The sequence below is a fragment of the Paraliobacillus sediminis genome (assembly GCF_003426055.1).
On the sequence record NZ_QJSI01000002.1, the window covers coordinates 859,627 to 877,902 of the forward strand.

Sequence of the window (18,276 nt, forward strand, 5' to 3'; positions counted from 1 at the left end):
AAAACATAAGCTGTTTTGACTTTTTTGTGTTAGACCCACCACATGTCTGCTGGTGCTTCTTCGATATTGACGCTATTTAAGTTTTTAATCGCTTTTTTGAATCCTTCTTCAATCGACATAATTGGGTCTTCATGTTCAATACTTATCACATGATCATAACCATAAGTTCTTAATGCACTAACGATGTTTGACCACTCGTTCATGCTATGTCCATATCCAACCGAACGAAAGCTCCATGCTCTGGTTTGCACGTCGCTATACCGCTGCATGTCGGTTAAACCATACATATTAACGTTATCTTGATCAATGTACGTATCTTTCGCATGAAAATGGTGAATTGCATTATCTTTACCGAGAATTTTGATTGCTGCGACTGGGTCAATACCTTGCCACCAAAGATGACTTGGATCTAAATTAGCACCAATAGCATCATTTGTCGCTGCTCGTAATTTCAACATCGTATGTGGCGTGTGAACTAAGAACCCTGCATGAAGCTCTAAACCAATTTTCACACCATGTTTTTCAGCAAACGCTCCTTGCTCTTTCCAATATGGTATTAATTTTTCTTCCCATTGCCATGTTAGAACCTCGCTATACTCGTTTGGCCATGGTGTTACAGGCCAGTTTGGATGTTTAGCTCCTTCATGATCTCCTGGTGTACCAGAGAATGTATTAACTACTGGAACACCCATTAAACTTGCTAACTGTACCGTTTTTATAAAAGTTTGATGGGAATCATTTGCAAAACTTGCGTCTGGAGAAAGTGGATTTCCATGACAACTAAAAGCACTTATTGTTAAGCCGTATGCCTCAACTTTATCCAGGTAGGCTTGACGTTTCGCTTCGCTTTCTAGCAACCCATCCAAATCACAATGTGCGTTACCTGGATAACCACCTGTCCCAATCTCTACTGCCTTTACTCCCGCTTCTTTTACGTAACATAACATCTCTTCAAACGATTTATCGGCCAATAATACAGTAAACACACCTAATTTCAAAAGAAATTCCTCCTATCTGAGTCAATTTCATAATTACATTAACAAGTCATATTACATCAACATATAGTCGGAAAGGTTTAATCCGACTATATGTTATATCTTAATGACGATAAATCGGTATTATGAAATTGATTAATCTATATCTTAATTACACGCTTCGTTTCACTAGATTCAAGTGCTGCTAGAATGACATTTAGTGATTTCAAACCTTCTTCTCCATTTATAAGTGGCTCTTTGTTCTCTACAATAGATGTTATAAAATGATCGATTACATGAGTTGTTTTCTGTCCACCGGCATCGTTTGATTGAATTTTACCAAGTTGATAGTTAACCGTATTGCCGTTTGTATATTGCACAATAAGTCCGTAATCCGGGTCATCTTCTAAACGCAGCACAGCCTTTTCCCCATAAATAATCGTCGAATTATCTTCTTTAGCATTATAAGCCCAACTCGCTGTTAACGTACCGATCAGACCACTTTCTGCTCGCAAAATACAAACGGCATTATCATCAACCGTTATCTTTTCTTTTGCATTTGTCTCAACAATAGCAGACACTTCGGTAAACTCTTCGCCTAACAGATAGCGCATTAAATCAGCCTTATGCACACCTAAATCTCCCATTGCCCCAATAAATGCTTCTTCTTTTTTAAAAAACCAACTGTCCGCTCCATCTGCACTCCACTTTTCTGGTCCGCCATGTCCAAAGGTTGTGCGAAAACTATAAATTTTCCCTAGTTCATTCTTTTCAATCAATTCTTTAGCTTTTACGTGTGACGCAACAAAACGTTGATTATGTCCTATCATTAATTTTTTATTAGTATCTTGAGCAGCACCAATCATATCTTCTGCTTCTTTTTGTGACGTTGCCATTGGTTTCTCACATAAGACATGACACCCTGCTTTTAATGCGTCAATCGAAACGGGTGCATGTAAATAGTTTGGTAGACAAACACTTACGGCATCTATTTTTTCCTCTTTTAATAGTGTTTTATAATCTGTATAATACACAGCACCATATTTTTCTCCTGTTTCCTTTGCTCTCGCTTCAACAATGTCGCATACTGCAACAATAGCAACACCTGTATGACTATGATATTCTCCGAGATGGCGGTTTTGGGCGATACTTCCACAACCAATGACTGCAATACGTAACTTTTCCAAGATATCTACTCCTTTACAATCTTTATTTTTCCGAAATATCTTCAATAGGTTTAGCGTTTCCATAAATCGGTGTAGGAGTTTCAGTTGGACTAACCCATTTCACACCATTTTTAATGACCGTTTGAATTTCTTTGTTATGATACGTTGGATACGTTTCATGACCAGGACGGAAATAAAAGATTTTTCCCTTTCCACGCTGATACGTCGCACCACTACGAAACACTTCGCCACCTTCAAACCAACTAATAAAAACAAGTTGATCCGGTGTCGGGATATCAAAATGTTCGCCGTACATTTCTTCTTTCTCTAGTTCAATATATTCACCAATACCCGTGGTAATCGGATGACTCGGGTCAACTACCCATAATCGTTCTTTTTCATCGGCTTCACGCCATTTAAGATCACAGGTCGTTCCCATAAGTTTCTTGAAAATTTTTGAAAAGTGTCCAGAATGTAAGACGACTAATCCCATACCTTCTAAAACACGTTTGTGTACTTTTTCAACAATAGCATCTTGTACTTCATCATGTGCTTTGTGTCCCCACCAAACGAGTACATCTGTATCCTTTAATACTTCATCTGTCAGGCCATGCTCAGCTTCATCTAATGTCGCAGTTTTCACCTCAACTGTATCTTCCTTTTCCAAAAAGTCCGCTATTGCCCCATGGATTCCTTTTGGATAAATATCTGAAACGACTGGATTTGTTTTTTCATGACGATTTTCATTCCATACAACTACTTGCATGTTACTCCCTCCTTCTATAAAGTTATCTTATTAAAAATTTATTCGCTCTTTTTTCTTCCCGGATTCATATACTGCTGCGATCATCTGTTGTGTTTTTAGAGCCTCAGCTCCAGAAATTGTAGGTGTTTTATTATCACGTAGCGAATCATAGAAATTATTTATCTGTTTCACATGACTTACGCCCCAGTATCCTTTCGCACCAGAATCATAATCGAATGTTTCTAATGGATTATTATCGGCAATGAATTCCCTACCGTCATTTAGCGTGACAACTGCTCTATCTGCAACCATCTTTGCAATGCCTTTTTCACAATGAAGTTCAATCTCCACTGGTGCATCGTACGTATAATAATTAATCGCATGAAAAGCAGTAATAACACCATTTTTATATGCGATAACACCCTCAGCAGCATCTTCAACCTCGATAATCTCGTGCGCTCGATTACTTATCGATGCATCAACATACTTCAACTCACTATCTACAAACCAACGCATCAAATCCATGGTGTGGATTGCTTGATCAATGATCACACCCCCACCTTCCATATCCCAGGTTCCCTTCCAATCACTATTTTGATAGTAAGCATCCGAACGGTCCCAAGTAACAGATAATTTACCTGCTTTTATTTCGCCAAGTTCGCCATTAACTAACATGCTTTTGATCAATTTAGAACCTGGGTTGTAACGATTTTGAAAAATAACACCCAGTGTCACATTTTCTGCTCTTGCTGTTTCTACCATTTCTACAGCATCTTCGTATTTAATTGCCATTGGTTTTTCTGTTAAAATAGCAATCTTCTGTTTTGCAGCTTCAATTGCTACTGGTGCATGTAAATGGTGTGGCAAACAAATATGAATTACATCCAACTTTTCCACTTTAAACATTTGATTAAAGTCAGTGTAAAATGCACAATTATGTTGGTCTGCTTTTTCCTTTGCCCTATCTTCTTTACTGTCACAAACAGCTACTATCTCCGCATCCTCTCTATCCTTAATTGATTGGGCATGCATTGGGAAGATGTTACCGCAGCCTATTATTCCTACACGTAATTGCTTCATTTTAACTCCTCCTTTTACCTTAATTAAATACAGCGCTTTCAAACTAACTAATATACCTTTTCTTATTACAAAATAAAATAGCATTCATACTTACTTAACTATATCTATCATATCTTATCTGTTTTAGCATGCATATAAATGATATAATCAAAACATGCATTATCTTGCTATCAAATGAAAAGAGGAATCTGAAATGGAAATTAGTTATTGTGGGTATGCCTATCATACAAATGGTTATTTTGCGACACATAAAAATGGATTGGATTCTTATTTGTTTCGTTTACAAACAGAGGGAGTGAGCAAAGCCATTGTTAAGAAGGATGAACTGGCTGTTGAAAAAGGGGATCTCTTACTTGTTGCACCTGGTGAATTCTATCAATTATCAATTCCAGAAGGCCAAGCAAGCGGTGACTTCCATCTCATTTTTGATGGCGATTGGATGAATGAATGGTGGGATCGTTCCATAAAACCATCGATGGTGCGAATTGAGCTAGATGATAAAATCATGTCACTCTGGCGTTATTTAGCTGCAGAAAAGCGCAGACCAATCTCAGATAAAAATGAAGAATTAATGAGCAATTTAACAAGAAGCCTCTGCCTCTTAATTGAAAGAGCAATTGAAGATCGCTCTTCTTATGCAAGACCTTTTGTTGTCACTAAAATGATGCGCTATATTGAAGAAAATGCCACAAACGGTTTTTCTATTCAAGCTATTTCCGATCATATTGAATTAAGTGTTTCACGTTCTGCTCATTTATTTAAACAATATGTTAACAAAACGATAATGGGATATGCACAGGAAATCCGTTTATCGGCTGCGATTGATCAAATGAAATACACATCGATGACGTTAGAGCATATTGCACAGAACTGTGGCTTTGGCACTTACCCCTACTTTCATCGTGTTTTCAAGAAGGCATATGGGGTTTCTCCCGGTGTTTATCGTCGAGGAGATTAACGCTTGACATATGCTTTCTTTTATAAGCTATCGGTGTACAACCCTTATGCTTTTTAAATAGACGAATAAAATAACTTTGATTAGTAAAACCAACGTCCATTGCGATATCTATCATTTTTCTATCTGTCTTTTGTAACAATTTACAAGCATTACTTATTCTTATTTTATTTATATATTCCATCGGTGTCATTCGAACTAAAGACTTAAAAAACCTACTAAAGTGACCTTCACTCATTTGAACTTCTGTAGCTAAATCCATTACAGTCAGTTTATGACTATGATTTTTATTTATATATATTAGAACAGACTTTAGTAAAGCAATTTTATTCGAATCTTTTAAACTTATTTGATCATTATGCTTCCAGACTTGTTTTTCAAACATTTCAGCAAATAATAAAAATAAATAGCCCTTTATTACAAGTTCCAAACTAGGATTTTCATTTATGTAGGCGTCTATTAACTTGTTTAATATGCACAACATCTCCCCACCATTTTCATCTGGTTCCAGCCTAACAGAAGTTGAAATAGTTGGATTTTCTAATTGCTCTAAATAATTAGATTCCATCCGATCGTAACTAAAACTTCTTAATAAATCAAAATGAAAAACGATTGCACGGAGTTTAAATGGCATGTTGTCTATCGGGAAGGCGCCATGTAACTGACCAGTTGGTATATAGCACGCATGTCCTTTTCTTAAGGTATGATTTTCCGTTCCAATCTGTAAATTAATTATGCCTTCTTCAACATAAATGAACTCCAATTCATGATGCCAATGCACATTAAAAATGGCATCTCCATCTAGATAATCAACTGTGTATACCCGAAATGGAAACATCTTGTCTCCATGTACCCTATCCTCTAACAACATAAATTTATCCATATACATCTCTCCTTTTGATCATTATATCAGAATTGTGTTATTAAATATTAGAATAGTGCAATAAATAGCAATGAAATATCAATATAATTATAATTAGAAAGTAAACAAAATGGTTTAGCAAAGAATCAGACAATTAATGAATGAATGGAGTGTCAAGAATGAAATTCACTGATGGATACTGGCTTACAAAAGAAGGCTTTACAATTAATCATCCGCATACTATTCGTGATACATCTTCAACGAAGGACACATTAACGTTGTATGCACCTTGTAAACCTATCAATGATAGAGGTGATACATTAAACACCGCTTCCCTTACGATTGAATTATCTTCACCGTTAGAAGATGTCATAAAAGTTAAAGCGTGGCACCATAAAGGAACAAGAAACAAAACGCCTAACTTTGCACTACGTAATGATTCGATTCCATTGCAATTTACTGATAACGGAGAAGAAACCGTTTTTGCGAGTGGTAATATGAAAGTTACTGTTATTCGAGACCCTTTTACAATTCAATTTTACAATAATGAAAAAAAACTCACACAGTTAGATGCAAAAGGAATTGCATGGATTCAAGGACCAGAGAAGGAAAGTTATATCCGTAGTCAATTGAACATCAATGTCGGTGAATATATTTATGGATTAGGTGAACGCTTTACCCCTTTTGTGAAAAACGGGCAAGTAGTTGATATATGGAATGAAGATGGTGGAACAAGTTCAGAGCAAGCCTATAAAAATATCCCTTTCTACCTAAGCAATCGGGGTTATGGTGTATTGGTTAATCACCCGGAAAATGTTAGCTTTGAAGTTGGTGCTGAGGCAGTTTCCAAAACACAGTTTAGCGTGGAAGGTGAAATGTTAGAGTATTATATTGTAAGCGGTACCAATCCTAAAGATGTATTAACCAATTATACACAACTAGCTGGTAAACCAGCACTACCACCTGCATGGTCTTTTGGTTTATGGCTCTCTACTTCATTTACAACAGATTATAATGAAGAAACAGTCAACCACTTTATTGATGGAATGGCAGAACGTGATATTCCATTAAGCGTTTTTCACTTTGATTGTTTTTGGATGAAAGAATTTGAATGGAGTAATTTTAAATGGGATGAGGATGCTTTTCCAGATCCTGAATCAATGTTACAGCGTTTAAAAGCAAAAGGGTTAAAGATTTGCGTATGGATTAATCCGTACATTGCAGAAAAATCGATACTGTTTGATGAAGCAGCAGACCAAGGTTACCTAATCAAAAGGGAAAATGACGATGTATGGCAATGGGATTTATGGCAGGCTGGAATGGGAATTGTTGATTTCACAAACCCTGCTGCTTGTAGATGGTATCAGTCAAAACTAAAAGAGCTGTTAGATATGGGAGTAGATTGCTTCAAAACTGATTTTGGTGAAAGAATACCGACGGACGTTGCTTATTTTGATGGTTCTGATCCAGATCGGATGCACAATTATTATTCCTATAAATATAACGAAGTAGTATTTGATTTATTAAAGAAAGAAAAAGGCGAACAAGAAGCAGTTGTTTTTGCAAGATCTGCTACTGTCGGAAGCCAAAAATTCCCTGTACACTGGGGTGGTGATTGTGATGCAACATATGAATCAATGGCAGAAAGTCTACGTGGAGGTTTATCCCTAGCACTATCTGGTTTCGGTTATTGGAGTCACGACATTGGTGGATTTGAAAATACCGCAAGTCCAGATTTATTTAAACGGTGGACAGCATTTGGCCTTTTATCCAGTCACAGTCGTTTACATGGTAGCTCCTCTTATCGTGTCCCGTGGCTTTATGATGAAGAAGCTGTTGCGGTAACCAAACACTTTGCTAAATTAAAAAATAGACTTATGCCTTACATTTATCGTACATCCGTTGACAATCACCTAACAGGTGTACCAGTAATGCGGCCTATGTTGTTAGATTTTCCAGAAGATCCAAATACACATGTACTTGATCGACAATATATGTTTGGTAATGCACTATTAGTCGCACCTATCTTTAATGAAGAAGGTGTCGGTACGTATTATTTACCTAATGGAAACTGGACACATTTATTAACTGGGAACGTAGTAAAAGGTGGATCATGGAAAAGCGAAAAGTGTACCTACCTTGATATGCCTATATTCGTTAAAGAAAATACGATCTTAGCATTAGGAGAGAATCATGATCGACCAGATTATGAATTTGCTGAAAATGTTACTTTTGCAATTTATCAACTACAAGATAACGTACTAGCAGAAACTTCTGTAACTACGCTCGATGGTAAGAATGTTGGGCATATCACAGCTATTAAAAATGGTAACCATATCGGTATTGAGACGTATATGACAGCATCTCCTTATTCCATTCTGCTTAAAGGGTATAACACCGTTAGCACCATTTCAAGTGGACAGTTAGAAACAGACTCAGGTGAAGTGAAGATTAACCTTCAAGGTTCACATAAATTAGACATTGTATTGTAAATCTTTTTTAGCTTACGTATGAAAGGTTATTTCTTTTAATATATTGAGGTGGTGATGAATTTCCTTACATGTGCAGAATTGATTTAAATTGTAGGTCAAGTTTTCATTCTTATTCATGTAGAAACAGTTTTATACAGCCATTTAACATTTAAAAAGCAATTACTTTTAGGAGGGTTTTACTATGAGAAGAAGATTAATAGGATTATTTTTCATATTAACAGTTTTTTTACTAATAGGTGCTGCTTGTTCATCAGGCGGTGAGGGCACTAATGGTGATCAGGTAGAATTATCTATTTTTAATATTAAAGTAGAAACAAAAGATCAACTAGAGGGTATGATTGCAAAATATGAAGAAGAGAATCCTGATGTAAAAATTAACTTAACGACCGTTGGCGGTGGACAAGATGCAACATCAGCATTACAAGCAAAATTCTCTTCAAATGATGAACCTAATATCTTTTTACTAGGTGGATTGTCTGATGCCGCAAAGTATCAAGATTACTTAATCGATGTATCTGAAATGGAATCCGCTAAGACTGCAATCGACGGTACATTAGAGGGTGCAACGCTAGATGGTACGCCTTATGGAATACCGTTAAATATAGAAGGTTATAGTTGGATGATTAATAAAGACATATTTAATCAAGCTGGTATAGATCCAGAGAGCATAGGTTCATATCAAGACTTTGTCGAGGCTGTGGAGACAATCGATAGTCAAAAAGAAGAACTTGGTTTAGAGTCCGTATTCGCTTTTAGTGGAAAAGAAGATTGGGTTGTAAGTCAATTTTCAAGTCATTTTACCTCACCTGAATTCAATAATAGTGTAATAGACGCTTATGCATCTGAAGAATTAGAATTAGAGTATGGCAGTAGAATGCAGGAATATACTGACTTATTCAATCAATACAACGCACAGCCAATATTATCGCTCGATTATAGTACGTCCGTGGAAGAAATGTTTGCTGGTGGCCAAGTTGCAATTATACACCAAGGTAACTGGATCATCCCTTCCCTAGACAGTCTAGATGAGAGCTTCGCAAGTGAAAAGCTTGGTATCTTACCAATGTATGTAGAGGATGATTCTGAAGGTAAAATTATTGCTGGTCCTTCTTGGTTCTGGGGAATAAACGGCGACAAAGAAGAAGCATCTGTTGAAGAATCCAAAAAATTTATGGATTGGATGTACACATCTGATTATGGTAAAGAAAAAATTATAAGTGATTTTAAATATATACCTGCACATGAAGGCTATGATACTGACGCAATAGCAGACGATGTCTCTAAAACGATTTATGAAATGTTAATGAACGGGGAAACTGGAATTTGGGCAAATAACCAATATCCAGATGGATTCTTCTCGACAGCTCTATTCCCAGATTTCCAAAGATATCTAAATGGTGATATCACATGGGAGGACTTTGAAGAAGTAACAAAAGAAAACTATTCTAAGATGAGATAAACAAAACTGTAGAGTCGAACGAATATTTTCGACTCTACAGTTTAAATAGAAAGGTAGGATATACGTGACTTTCAAAAAAAGTTCTTATTGGATGTTTTTAATTCCTTGTTTAGTAGCAATTACAATTGTAATTATCATCCCGTTTATTCAAGGTATCTACTACTCTTTTACAGAATATAACGGTTTTCAAGTTGCTGCCTTCATTGGATTAGACAACTATACAAGATTAATAAATGATAACCAATTTTGGGATAGTATGCTCTTTACAGCAGGTTTTTCTATAGCATCAGTAATCGGAATTAATGCACTTGGACTTGGTTTTGCATTATTAGTCACGCAAAAGTTTGGAAAACTAACCAGTACCTTATTTCGGACCATTTACTTTATGCCAAATTTAATTGGTGGTATCATTTTAGGTTTTATCTGGCAGTTTATCTTTTTAAAGGCTTTTGAAAGTATAGCAGATATTACAGGGATTGATGTATTTAATGGCTGGTTATCTGATACAAATACTGGTTTTTGGGGTTTAGTTATCTTATTTACATGGCAAATGAGTGGCTATATAATGGTCATTTATATCTCATTTTTGAATAACGTACCAGAAGAATTATTAGAAGCTTCGACGATCGATGGTGCAAATGCTTGGCAAAAATTTTGGAAGATTAAATTTCCTTTAGTTGCGCCGGCTTTCACGATTAGTATGTTCTTGACACTTTCAAATGCCTTTAAAGTGTACGATCAAAATATGGCATTAACTGCTGGTGGTCCCTTTAGCTCGACTGAAATGGCGACAATGAACATTTATAATACAGCTTTTAAAATTCAGGAAATGGGTTATGCCCAAGCTAAAGCTGTTATCTTTTTGATCATTATTACAATAATATCTGTTTTACAAATTTATATTACACGTAAAAGAGAGGTCGATTTGTAATGAAACAGCAGAAGCTATCAGTATATATCTACTTATTTCTAGGCTTTATAACTTCCGTAATTTGGATTTACCCATTTTATTTAGTAATCGTAAACTCTTTTAAATCAAAAGGAGAAATCTTCACGAATACGTTAGGATTACCTAAAGACGGAACAGTAGCAAATTATCCAGAAGCTTTTATGCAACTTGATTTTGTAAGAAGCTTTTTAAACTCTGTGTTTATCACTGGTTTTAGTATATTGTTAATCGTTGTTTTTGCTTCAATGGCAGCATATGCACTATCAAGAAGGAAAACGAAAACGAGTACCGTTATATACTTTTTCTTTGCTATACTGATGTTAGTGCCTTTCCAAGCAATTATGATCCCTTTAGTATCCATTTTCGGTTCATTTGATATGTTAAATCGTTTTGGAATCTCTATTATGTATTTGGGATTGGGGTCAAGTTTAGCCGTTTTCCTCTTCTTCGGGGCACTGAGAGGTATACCTACATCGCTTGATGAAGCAGCTATTATTGATGGATGTAATCGATTTCAAGTATATCGCTATATAATACTACCAATGTTACGTCCTACAACTGTTACGGTCATCGTATTAAATGCAATCTGGTTTTGGAATGATTATCTCTTGCCTTCATTAGTAATAAACAAAGAAGGTATGTACACGATTCCTTTAAAAACTTTTTATTTCTTTGGTGAATATTCGACACAATGGCATTTAGCATTAGCTGCATTAGTGTTAGCGATTATTCCGATAATTATCTTATATATGTTTTTACAAAAATATATTATTAAAGGGATTGCAGATGGTGCTGTTAAATAAAGCAATTAGATTAGCTAAATCAGTAAAAGGATCTATCCTACTCTGGATAGATCCTTTTACTGTTTAATTTAAGTGATATACTCTTGCTTCATAAGGTCGTAACGATAAAATATTAGCATTACTTTCCTTTACCTTATAGTTGTGAAGCAGTAATGATCGTTGTTTATTTTTAAATTCATCTGGTAATGTGATTGTTGTTTCTATTTCAAATAAATTTACAACAATCAGTACCGTATCATTATCTTGTTTTCTAGTATATGCATAAACGTGATCGTGCTCTTTTGCTACTAAATCATAGCTACCATACACTAACGTCTCACTAGATCGGCGTAGTGAAATCAATTTCTTATAATAATGATAGATTGAGTTTGGATCTGCTAGATTTTGTTCGACATTTATGTCTGGATAATTCGGATTAACATTAAGCCATGGCTTCCTTGTTGTGAAACCAGCATTATCCTCACTAGACCATTGCATCGGTGTACGTGAATTATCACGACCACTCTTCCAAATGACTTCCATTACTTCTTGATGCGATTTTCCTTCTTTTCGTTCCTTTTTATAGAGATTCTTTATTGCTACATCGTTATAATCATCAATCGAATCAAACTGAACATTTGTCATGCCTATTTCTTGTCCTTGATAGATAAACGGCGTGCCTTGCATGAGGAAATATAGAGTTGCCAAAGCCTTTGCTGAAGTTTGACGCAAATTCGTATCATTTCCCCATGTGGAGACTGATCTTGGCTGATCATGGTTTTCTAAAAATAGCGCATTCCAGCCAACGCCATCAAGACCTTTTTGCCATTTGGTTAGCGTTTCTTTTAAAGCATGAATATCCAAGCCATTTGATGCACCTTTACCCCATAAATCTAAATGTTCAAATTGAAAAATCATGTTGAAGTAGCCTTTATCTTCACCAACCCATTGATCAGCATCTTCTACTTTCACGCCATTGGCTTCCCCGACTGTCATGACGTCATAACGATGCAGGGTTTTTTCTGCGAATTCACTAAGAAATGTATCAATACCTGGACGGTTCATATGACCTTTAAATGACGGAACATATTTCGTTTTATCTGGGTTAGGCATATCTGGATACCCTTCAACTTTTTTGATATGAGAAATAGCATCGACTCTGAAACCATCTATCCCTTTATCAAGCCACCAGTTAACCATCTTGTATAATTCCTGTCTTACCGTTGGATTTTCCCAATTTAAATCTGGCTGTTTTCGAGAGAATACATGCAGGAAGTATTCGTTTGTTTTTTCATCGTATTCCCAGGCAGATCCATTAAAAATCGATTCCCAATTATTTGGTTCATTTCCCTTCTCACCTTTTTTCCAGATATAATAATCACGATAAGCATTATTTTTAGAAGAACGTGATTCAATAAACCACGGATGTTCATCAGACGTATGATTTATGACTAAGTCCATAATTATTTTCATCCCACGTTTATGTGCCTCTTCTAATAATTGATCAAAGTCCTCCATTGTTCCGAACTCATCCATAATATCCTGATAATCACTTATATCGTAACCGTTATCATCATTTGGCGATTGATAAATTGGACTCATCCAAATTACATCAATCCCTAGATTTTTTAAATAATCAAGCTTTTGAATGGCACCTTGAATATCTCCAATACCATCACCATTTGAATCCTTGAAGCTCCTCGGATAAACCTGATAGGCTACTGCTTCTTTCCACCACTTTTTAATCATGATCGGTCCCCCTCATATCTTTTATCTCTCGTTATATACTTTCTTTAACTGTAAAGCTATTGATTGAATCATTTCTGTTTTTTGGTGATAGAGTTACGTTAGTTAGTTAATTTGATATATAGACGGTAAAATGCTGCGAATGAAATAAAAGCAATTAAACTACCAGTAAAGAATACTAGTAAAAACAGCATGCCATTTATACTCACATATAAAATAATTAAACTAGTAACTAGTACCGCTATAAAAAGAATTGGACTGCCTAATGTTAGTGAAAGTGAATTTTTAAACACCGCTCTTAATTTAATGTCATAGTGTACAAGTACAGAGAAAAATACAAGTGTGTAAACATATAACACAATTCCAAATAGGATAAATGTGAAAAATAAAATAACATTTTCTTGCTGGAAGAAGTAAAAATCAACTACTAATACTGTCCAAACCAACGTTAATACTAAACCACTAATTAAGCTATTTTTATAGTTCGCTCGGTAATATTTCCAATAACTAAAAATTAGAAACTTCTGCTCCTTTTCCATAATCCAATCCCTTACCATTGCAAACATCGCTGTTGTTGCGGGAAAGAACAGAAATGGTGCAAGAATTATGATTGGAATAAAAGCAAAAACTGGCGAAACTCCTTCTGCATAGATTGCACTTACTAGTAACAAAACAATTGGTAAATTAAAGGCTAGCCACAATAGATTTACAACGGAAAATCGCATTATCCATTCTGTCATTCTGAAAAGTCCGCTCATCATTGTATTCATTACATCTCTACTCCTTTAATTATCTAAAATTGTTCTTCGTTACATAGCAATTTTTATGCAAATAATAGGCAAACGTTTGCTTAATCCATTAAAAAAAATCGCTTCATTTTATATAGTAGTCGTGGAATCTCTTATCTCTATCTTAGTTGGTATAATGATACTTTTAGCATATGTTGATGGTTCCTTTATCTCCTCTATCAGACAACGTGCAGCTTCATAACCAAGCTGAAAAACATTCGTATCAACCGAAGTTAAGCTAGGATTTGCTAAATGTGCAATCATGGTATTATTAAAACTGATCAAACTAATGTCTTCTGGAACTCGGACATTCATTTTTCGTAATACAGACATAATGTGCAAGGAAGCTAAATCATCTGTTCCTATAATAGCAGTTGGTCTATCCGGTAACGCTAATAATTCAGACATAATTATTTCTATCGAATCCAAACTTGGTGCCTCTTTAATATAAGCTTCATTCAACAAATCTATATGTGATTTCATTGCTTCTCGATAACCACTTAATCTTGAAATTGCCACTTCAAATTCATTATCTCCACCAATAAATGCAATCTTCTCATGTCCTAATTTGATTAGGTATTCTGTTGCATCTTTTGCTGCTTGCACATTATCATTATTGACGTACATGATTTCGTTTGTGTGTACAACCGGCTTACCTACTACTACAAAGGGAATACCACGTTTTAATAAATAGGGAACAACCTTGTCATTCGCTTTAGAATATGTGACTACCATACCATCAACACGTTTACCCTGTACCATCTTCTCTACATCGTGAAAAATCGCTTCTTCAGTATCGCCAGTAGTAATACTAATATTAAAGTCTTGCTTGTTTGCATAAGAACTAATTCCTTGTAATACTACTGGAAAAAACGGATCATGTAGGGACTCAATCGTTGAGTTTTTCATTACAATTCCAATAGTTTGTGTCGACTGTTGTACTAAGACTCGAGCATTCAAGTTAATATAATAACCCATTTCTTCCATTACTTTACGTACTTTTCGTTTTGTTTTATCACTAATATTGGGACTATCTGAAATAACACGTGAAACCGTTGATGTTGCTACATTTGCCTCTTTAGCTACATCTTTTATTGTAACTGCCATCTCTCCACCTACTTTATGCTACTAAATTCAATTAGTTAATACTATTATTTTACAGCACCTTCAGCTACTCCTGCAATAATTTGTTTCTGAGCAAAGAAATAACCAATGACTACTGGGATAATTGCTATCGTTAAACCAGCTAATGCTAAATGCCATTGTTTCGTATACTGCCCAAAGAAATAAAACATTTTTAGTGGTATCGTCGCATTACTATCACTTAATACAAGAGATGGTAATAGATAGTCATTCCAGATCCATATTACATTTAAAATCCCAACTGTCATCGAGATTGGTTTTAATAATGGAAAGATAATGTAACGGAATGTTTGAAATTTATTTGCACCATCGATAATCGCTGCCTCATCAAGTGAGCGTGAAATTCCAGTCATCGCTCCATGGTATAAGAAAATGGATAAACTTGATCCAAAACCTAAATACATGAAAATAAGACCATAACGATTTAGTAATTCAACTTTACCGAATAATGCCACTAATGGTATCATAACAGACTGGAATGGGATTAACATTGCACCAACGAACAGCATTAAAATAAGTGCACTTAACTTACTTTTATTTCGCGCTAGCGCGTAGCCCGCCATAGAAGAGAAAAATACAATAATGGTAATACTTACACCTGTAACAATTAGTGAATTCAGCAAAGAGTTGATAAAGTCTAAATCAATAAATGCCTCAACAAAGTTCGTTGTTTCTAGACCTTCTGGTAAACCTAAAACATCAGTAAAAATTTCTCTTTTTGATTTAAATGCATTAACTAGCATTAAATAGAACGGGGAAATCCAGATTAAACCAAGTAATACGGCTAATATTTCTCCAAGATATTTTTTTCTCTTATCCTTCATTACATGTCAACCTCCCGTTTCTTGTTGTAGTATACTTGCGTTAATGATATTACTGCTACGATAATGAAAAATATCACTGCTTTAGCCTGTCCATAAGCCATTTCATTAGCACCAAATGCCGTTCTAACAATATTCATTGCCACCATTTGCGTTGATTCAAAAGGGCCACCACCCGTTAATGATAAGTTTTGATCATACATTTTAAACGATGTTGATAACGTTAAAAACATACTAACTGTAAAAGCTGGCGCGACTAACGGAAATATAATACTTCGAAAACGTTGGAAACTATTAGCACCATCAATTTTGGATGATTCTATTAATTCGTTTGGAATGTTTTGTAAATACGCAATATAAATGATCATGATATAACCGGACATTTGCCATACTGTTAAGATAACTAAGCCCCAAAAACCAGTACCAGTTGTTGATAACCAACCTTGTAAACTTTCAATTCCTAGTAATTGACCTGCATCATCAAATACACTAACGAAAATAAACTGCCAGATAAACCCTAAAATTAAACCACCAATTAAGTTAGGCATGAAAAAGATGGTCCGTAAAAAGTTAGCTGATTTTAATTTTCTTGTCACAAGTAACGCTAAGCCCATACCAAAGAAATTAAGCAAAAATATCGTTACTACCGAAAATTTTATCGTGAACCAAATCGAGTTTAAAAAACCCTTATCTTGAAACAAATTAATATAATGTTCAAATCCGATAAACTTATTTGCTGTTAAGCCATTCCAATCTGTAAAGGAATATATCGTACCGTATAGTAATGGGACAATTACAACTAATCCTAAACCTAATAAAACAGGCGTTAAAAATAACCAAAAAGCTAGATCACGATTCCGCACCTTGATCCCCTCCATTTATGAAAATATCAAGCGATGCGTAAACATCGCTTGATTCTATATGTTAGTTACTTATCTCTTTTCTTCCCATTTCGCAATTGAATCTTCAATTACTTCTTCCCATGTCATGTCATCAGCTAAATAGCGTTGCATGTTTGACCCCATTACGTCTGTTCCCCATGGGTTACTTGGGTATCCACCGAAGATCCATCCAATTGTATTACCTGCTTCAGAATACGTATAGACATCTTTTGATAGTGGATCAGTGATTAGGTCAGTATCATAACCTTCATAAGCAGGAATGAACTTAAAGTCTTCTATTACGGATCTCTTACCTTCTTCAGATGTATACATCCAATCTAAGAAATCTTTTGATGCTTGAATTTCTGCATCTGTTCCTTCATTATTTACTGCCCAGTTATTTGGTACACCAACTGGAAGACGTCCTTCTAATCCCTCAACTGGAATTGGTAACATACCAATATTCTGAGCTAACTCTTCATCCATTTGTTGAACAGAAGGATAAACCCAGTTACCTTGTTGAATGATTGCTACACGCTCAAGTGAAAAGTTCTCTTCGACTTGTTGTGAATAATCAAGACTAAGCACAGGTCCAACTGAATATTCTGCTTGCAAATCAAGAAAACGTTTCATCTCGTCTCCTCTTTCAAATGTTACTGTTTCTGCATTAAACGCTTCCATAATATCGTGATTGAATTCAGGTGCTAAGAATGCATTTGCTAAATGGTCACCCATAACCCATGCTTCTTTACCAGGTAATGCAAATACACCTTCTAAATCTAATTCTTCTTTCATACTATCTATTGTTTTCACTGCTTCTTCTAAATCTTCAAAAGTTAATATTTCTTCTGCATTAATACCAGCTTCTTCAAAAATACGTTTATTATAAACTAAACCATAACCTTCCTGATTAAATGGCAGACCAAGAATTTGATCACCATCTGTAACTGCTGTCAATGTACCTTCTAGAGCTGCTTGAGCTGCTGCTGTGTCAGAAAGATCTGTTAAGTATTCCTTGTAATCGATTACATCTTGTGGCCCAGTTACATTAAAAATATCTGGCGCATCACCAGAAGAAAATGCTGATTTTAGTACTGGAGCATAATCAGTTCCTCCACCTACAGTTTCAACTGTAATTGAAACATTTGGGTTTTCTTCTTCATACGTAGCAACTAATTCTTCAAATTGATCTTTAAACTCTACTTTCCCTTGGAATATCTCAATACTTACTTTATCTCCTTCTGCTGTGTCACTATCTTCTGAACTACTGTCGTCAGATCCGCAAGCTGCTAGCAATAAGCTTAAAACTAAAGCAAAAGATAAAAATAGAAATTTTTTGTTCTTCATTGTAAATCTCCCCTTTTCTATATAATAAAGAAAATGTTTTACAAATTAATGTAGTGGTTTGCTAATTACTTCATTTTCGAATTTAA

The 18,276-nt window shown here is 35.3% G+C and carries 16 protein-coding genes; 5 read left to right on the forward strand and 11 right to left on the reverse strand.

What is annotated here, in order from left to right; translation table 11 throughout:
• Window positions 1–29: 29 nt before the first annotated feature.
• The 4 genes from D2K60_RS10415 to D2K60_RS10430 form a co-directional block, all read right to left on the reverse strand.
• The gene (locus D2K60_RS10415; protein ID WP_117169937.1) at window positions 30–998 is read right to left on the reverse strand and encodes a sugar phosphate isomerase/epimerase family protein; all 969 of its coding nucleotides are present in this window, start codon (window positions 996–998) and stop codon (window positions 30–32) included.
• Window positions 999–1,135: 137 nt separating this feature from the next.
• Complete coding sequence (locus D2K60_RS10420) at window positions 1,136–2,161, reverse strand: Gfo/Idh/MocA family protein (RefSeq protein ID WP_117169938.1); 1,026 nt, start codon at window positions 2,159–2,161, stop codon at window positions 1,136–1,138.
• Window positions 2,162–2,183: 22 nt separating this feature from the next.
• A complete protein-coding gene (locus D2K60_RS10425; RefSeq protein ID WP_117169939.1) occupies window positions 2,184–2,906 on the reverse strand; it encodes a ThuA domain-containing protein in 723 nt (240 codons plus the stop codon).
• A 30-nt stretch (window positions 2,907–2,936) separates the two neighbouring features.
• Window positions 2,937–3,965 carry a Gfo/Idh/MocA family protein gene (locus D2K60_RS10430; RefSeq protein WP_117169940.1) on the reverse strand — a complete coding sequence of 343 codons (1,029 nt, stop codon included), beginning with the start codon at window positions 3,963–3,965 and terminating at the stop codon, window positions 2,937–2,939.
• A 193-nt stretch (window positions 3,966–4,158) separates the two neighbouring features.
• Here D2K60_RS10430 and D2K60_RS10435 point away from each other — a divergent pair, with 193 nt between their 5' ends.
• Window positions 4,159–4,923: an AraC family transcriptional regulator gene (locus tag D2K60_RS10435; protein WP_117169941.1), complete on the forward strand. Its 765-nt coding sequence runs from the start codon at window positions 4,159–4,161 to the stop codon at window positions 4,921–4,923.
• Here the strand turns inward: D2K60_RS10435 and D2K60_RS10440 are convergent.
• Window positions 4,874–5,803 (reverse strand): AraC family transcriptional regulator, encoded by a 930-nt coding sequence (locus D2K60_RS10440; protein WP_162880750.1) that lies wholly within the window; start codon window positions 5,801–5,803, stop codon window positions 4,874–4,876. The two genes, D2K60_RS10435 and D2K60_RS10440, sit on opposite strands and share 50 nt — an antisense overlap.
• Before the next feature lie 158 nt (window positions 5,804–5,961).
• Between D2K60_RS10440 and yicI the strand changes: the two genes are divergently transcribed.
• The 4 genes from yicI to D2K60_RS10460 all read left to right on the forward strand — a co-directional run bounded on the left by yicI (window position 5,962) and on the right by D2K60_RS10460 (window position 11,485).
• Window positions 5,962–8,274 carry an alpha-xylosidase gene (gene yicI / locus D2K60_RS10445; protein WP_117169943.1) on the forward strand — a complete coding sequence of 771 codons (2,313 nt, stop codon included), beginning with the start codon at window positions 5,962–5,964 and terminating at the stop codon, window positions 8,272–8,274.
• 181 nt (window positions 8,275–8,455) lie between these two features.
• On the forward strand, window positions 8,456–9,733 hold the full coding sequence (locus tag D2K60_RS10450) for an ABC transporter substrate-binding protein (protein ID WP_117169944.1): 1,278 nt from the start codon (window positions 8,456–8,458) through the stop codon (window positions 9,731–9,733).
• Between the two features lie 64 nt (window positions 9,734–9,797).
• Window positions 9,798–10,664: a carbohydrate ABC transporter permease gene (locus D2K60_RS10455; RefSeq protein ID WP_240335293.1), complete on the forward strand. Its 867-nt coding sequence runs from the start codon at window positions 9,798–9,800 to the stop codon at window positions 10,662–10,664.
• Window positions 10,664–11,485 carry a carbohydrate ABC transporter permease gene (locus D2K60_RS10460; protein ID WP_117169945.1) on the forward strand — a complete coding sequence of 274 codons (822 nt, stop codon included), beginning with the start codon at window positions 10,664–10,666 and terminating at the stop codon, window positions 11,483–11,485. The genes D2K60_RS10455 and D2K60_RS10460 overlap by 1 nt, the downstream gene beginning before the upstream one ends.
• Window positions 11,486–11,548: 63 nt before the next feature.
• On the opposite strand, the gene D2K60_RS10465 is transcribed toward D2K60_RS10460, so the two are convergent.
• The 6 genes from D2K60_RS10465 to D2K60_RS10490 all read right to left on the reverse strand — a co-directional run bounded on the left by D2K60_RS10465 (window position 11,549) and on the right by D2K60_RS10490 (window position 18,190).
• Entirely contained in the window at window positions 11,549–13,213 is a 1,665-nt protein-coding gene (locus D2K60_RS10465) for a glycoside hydrolase family 13 protein (protein ID WP_117169946.1), read from the reverse strand.
• Window positions 13,214–13,311: 98 nt separating this feature from the next.
• Window positions 13,312–13,980, reverse strand: coding sequence for a YesL family protein (locus tag D2K60_RS10470; protein WP_117169947.1), 669 nt, complete (start codon window positions 13,978–13,980; stop codon window positions 13,312–13,314).
• A gap of 108 nt (window positions 13,981–14,088) precedes the next feature.
• A complete protein-coding gene (locus D2K60_RS10475) occupies window positions 14,089–15,105 on the reverse strand; it encodes a LacI family DNA-binding transcriptional regulator (protein WP_117169948.1) in 1,017 nt (338 codons plus the stop codon).
• Between the two features lie 44 nt (window positions 15,106–15,149).
• On the reverse strand, window positions 15,150–15,965 hold the full coding sequence (locus tag D2K60_RS10480; RefSeq protein ID WP_117169949.1) for a carbohydrate ABC transporter permease: 816 nt from the start codon (window positions 15,963–15,965) through the stop codon (window positions 15,150–15,152).
• A complete protein-coding gene (locus tag D2K60_RS10485; protein ID WP_117169950.1) occupies window positions 15,965–16,825 on the reverse strand; it encodes a carbohydrate ABC transporter permease in 861 nt (286 codons plus the stop codon). The genes D2K60_RS10480 and D2K60_RS10485 overlap by 1 nt, the downstream gene beginning before the upstream one ends.
• Before the next feature lie 69 nt (window positions 16,826–16,894).
• Complete coding sequence (locus D2K60_RS10490; protein WP_117169951.1) at window positions 16,895–18,190, reverse strand: ABC transporter substrate-binding protein; 1,296 nt, start codon at window positions 18,188–18,190, stop codon at window positions 16,895–16,897.
• Window positions 18,191–18,276: the final 86 nt, after the last annotated feature.

What these genes read in the sequence shown, in the direction of transcription:
- D2K60_RS10480 (WP_117169949.1), bottom strand. Translation starts at nt 15,965, where the DNA reads ATGAAGGATAAGAGAAAAAAATATCTTGGAGAAATATTAGCCGTATTA.
- D2K60_RS10440 (WP_162880750.1), bottom strand. Translation starts at nt 5,803, where the DNA reads ATGGATAAATTTATGTTGTTAGAGGATAGGGTACATGGAGACAAGATG.
- D2K60_RS10465 (WP_117169946.1), bottom strand. Translation starts at nt 13,213, where the DNA reads ATGATTAAAAAGTGGTGGAAAGAAGCAGTAGCCTATCAGGTTTATCCG.
- D2K60_RS10490 (WP_117169951.1), bottom strand. Translation starts at nt 18,190, where the DNA reads ATGAAGAACAAAAAATTTCTATTTTTATCTTTTGCTTTAGTTTTAAGC.
- D2K60_RS10475 (WP_117169948.1), bottom strand. Translation starts at nt 15,105, where the DNA reads ATGGCAGTTACAATAAAAGATGTAGCTAAAGAGGCAAATGTAGCAACA.
- D2K60_RS10450 (WP_117169944.1), top strand. Translation starts at nt 8,456, where the DNA reads ATGAGAAGAAGATTAATAGGATTATTTTTCATATTAACAGTTTTTTTA.
- yicI (WP_117169943.1), top strand. Translation starts at nt 5,962, where the DNA reads ATGAAATTCACTGATGGATACTGGCTTACAAAAGAAGGCTTTACAATT.
- D2K60_RS10425 (WP_117169939.1), bottom strand. Translation starts at nt 2,906, where the DNA reads ATGCAAGTAGTTGTATGGAATGAAAATCGTCATGAAAAAACAAATCCA.
- D2K60_RS10435 (WP_117169941.1), top strand. Translation starts at nt 4,159, where the DNA reads ATGGAAATTAGTTATTGTGGGTATGCCTATCATACAAATGGTTATTTT.
- D2K60_RS10430 (WP_117169940.1), bottom strand. Translation starts at nt 3,965, where the DNA reads ATGAAGCAATTACGTGTAGGAATAATAGGCTGCGGTAACATCTTCCCA.
- D2K60_RS10470 (WP_117169947.1), bottom strand. Translation starts at nt 13,980, where the DNA reads ATGAATACAATGATGAGCGGACTTTTCAGAATGACAGAATGGATAATG.
- D2K60_RS10460 (WP_117169945.1), top strand. Translation starts at nt 10,664, where the DNA reads ATGAAACAGCAGAAGCTATCAGTATATATCTACTTATTTCTAGGCTTT.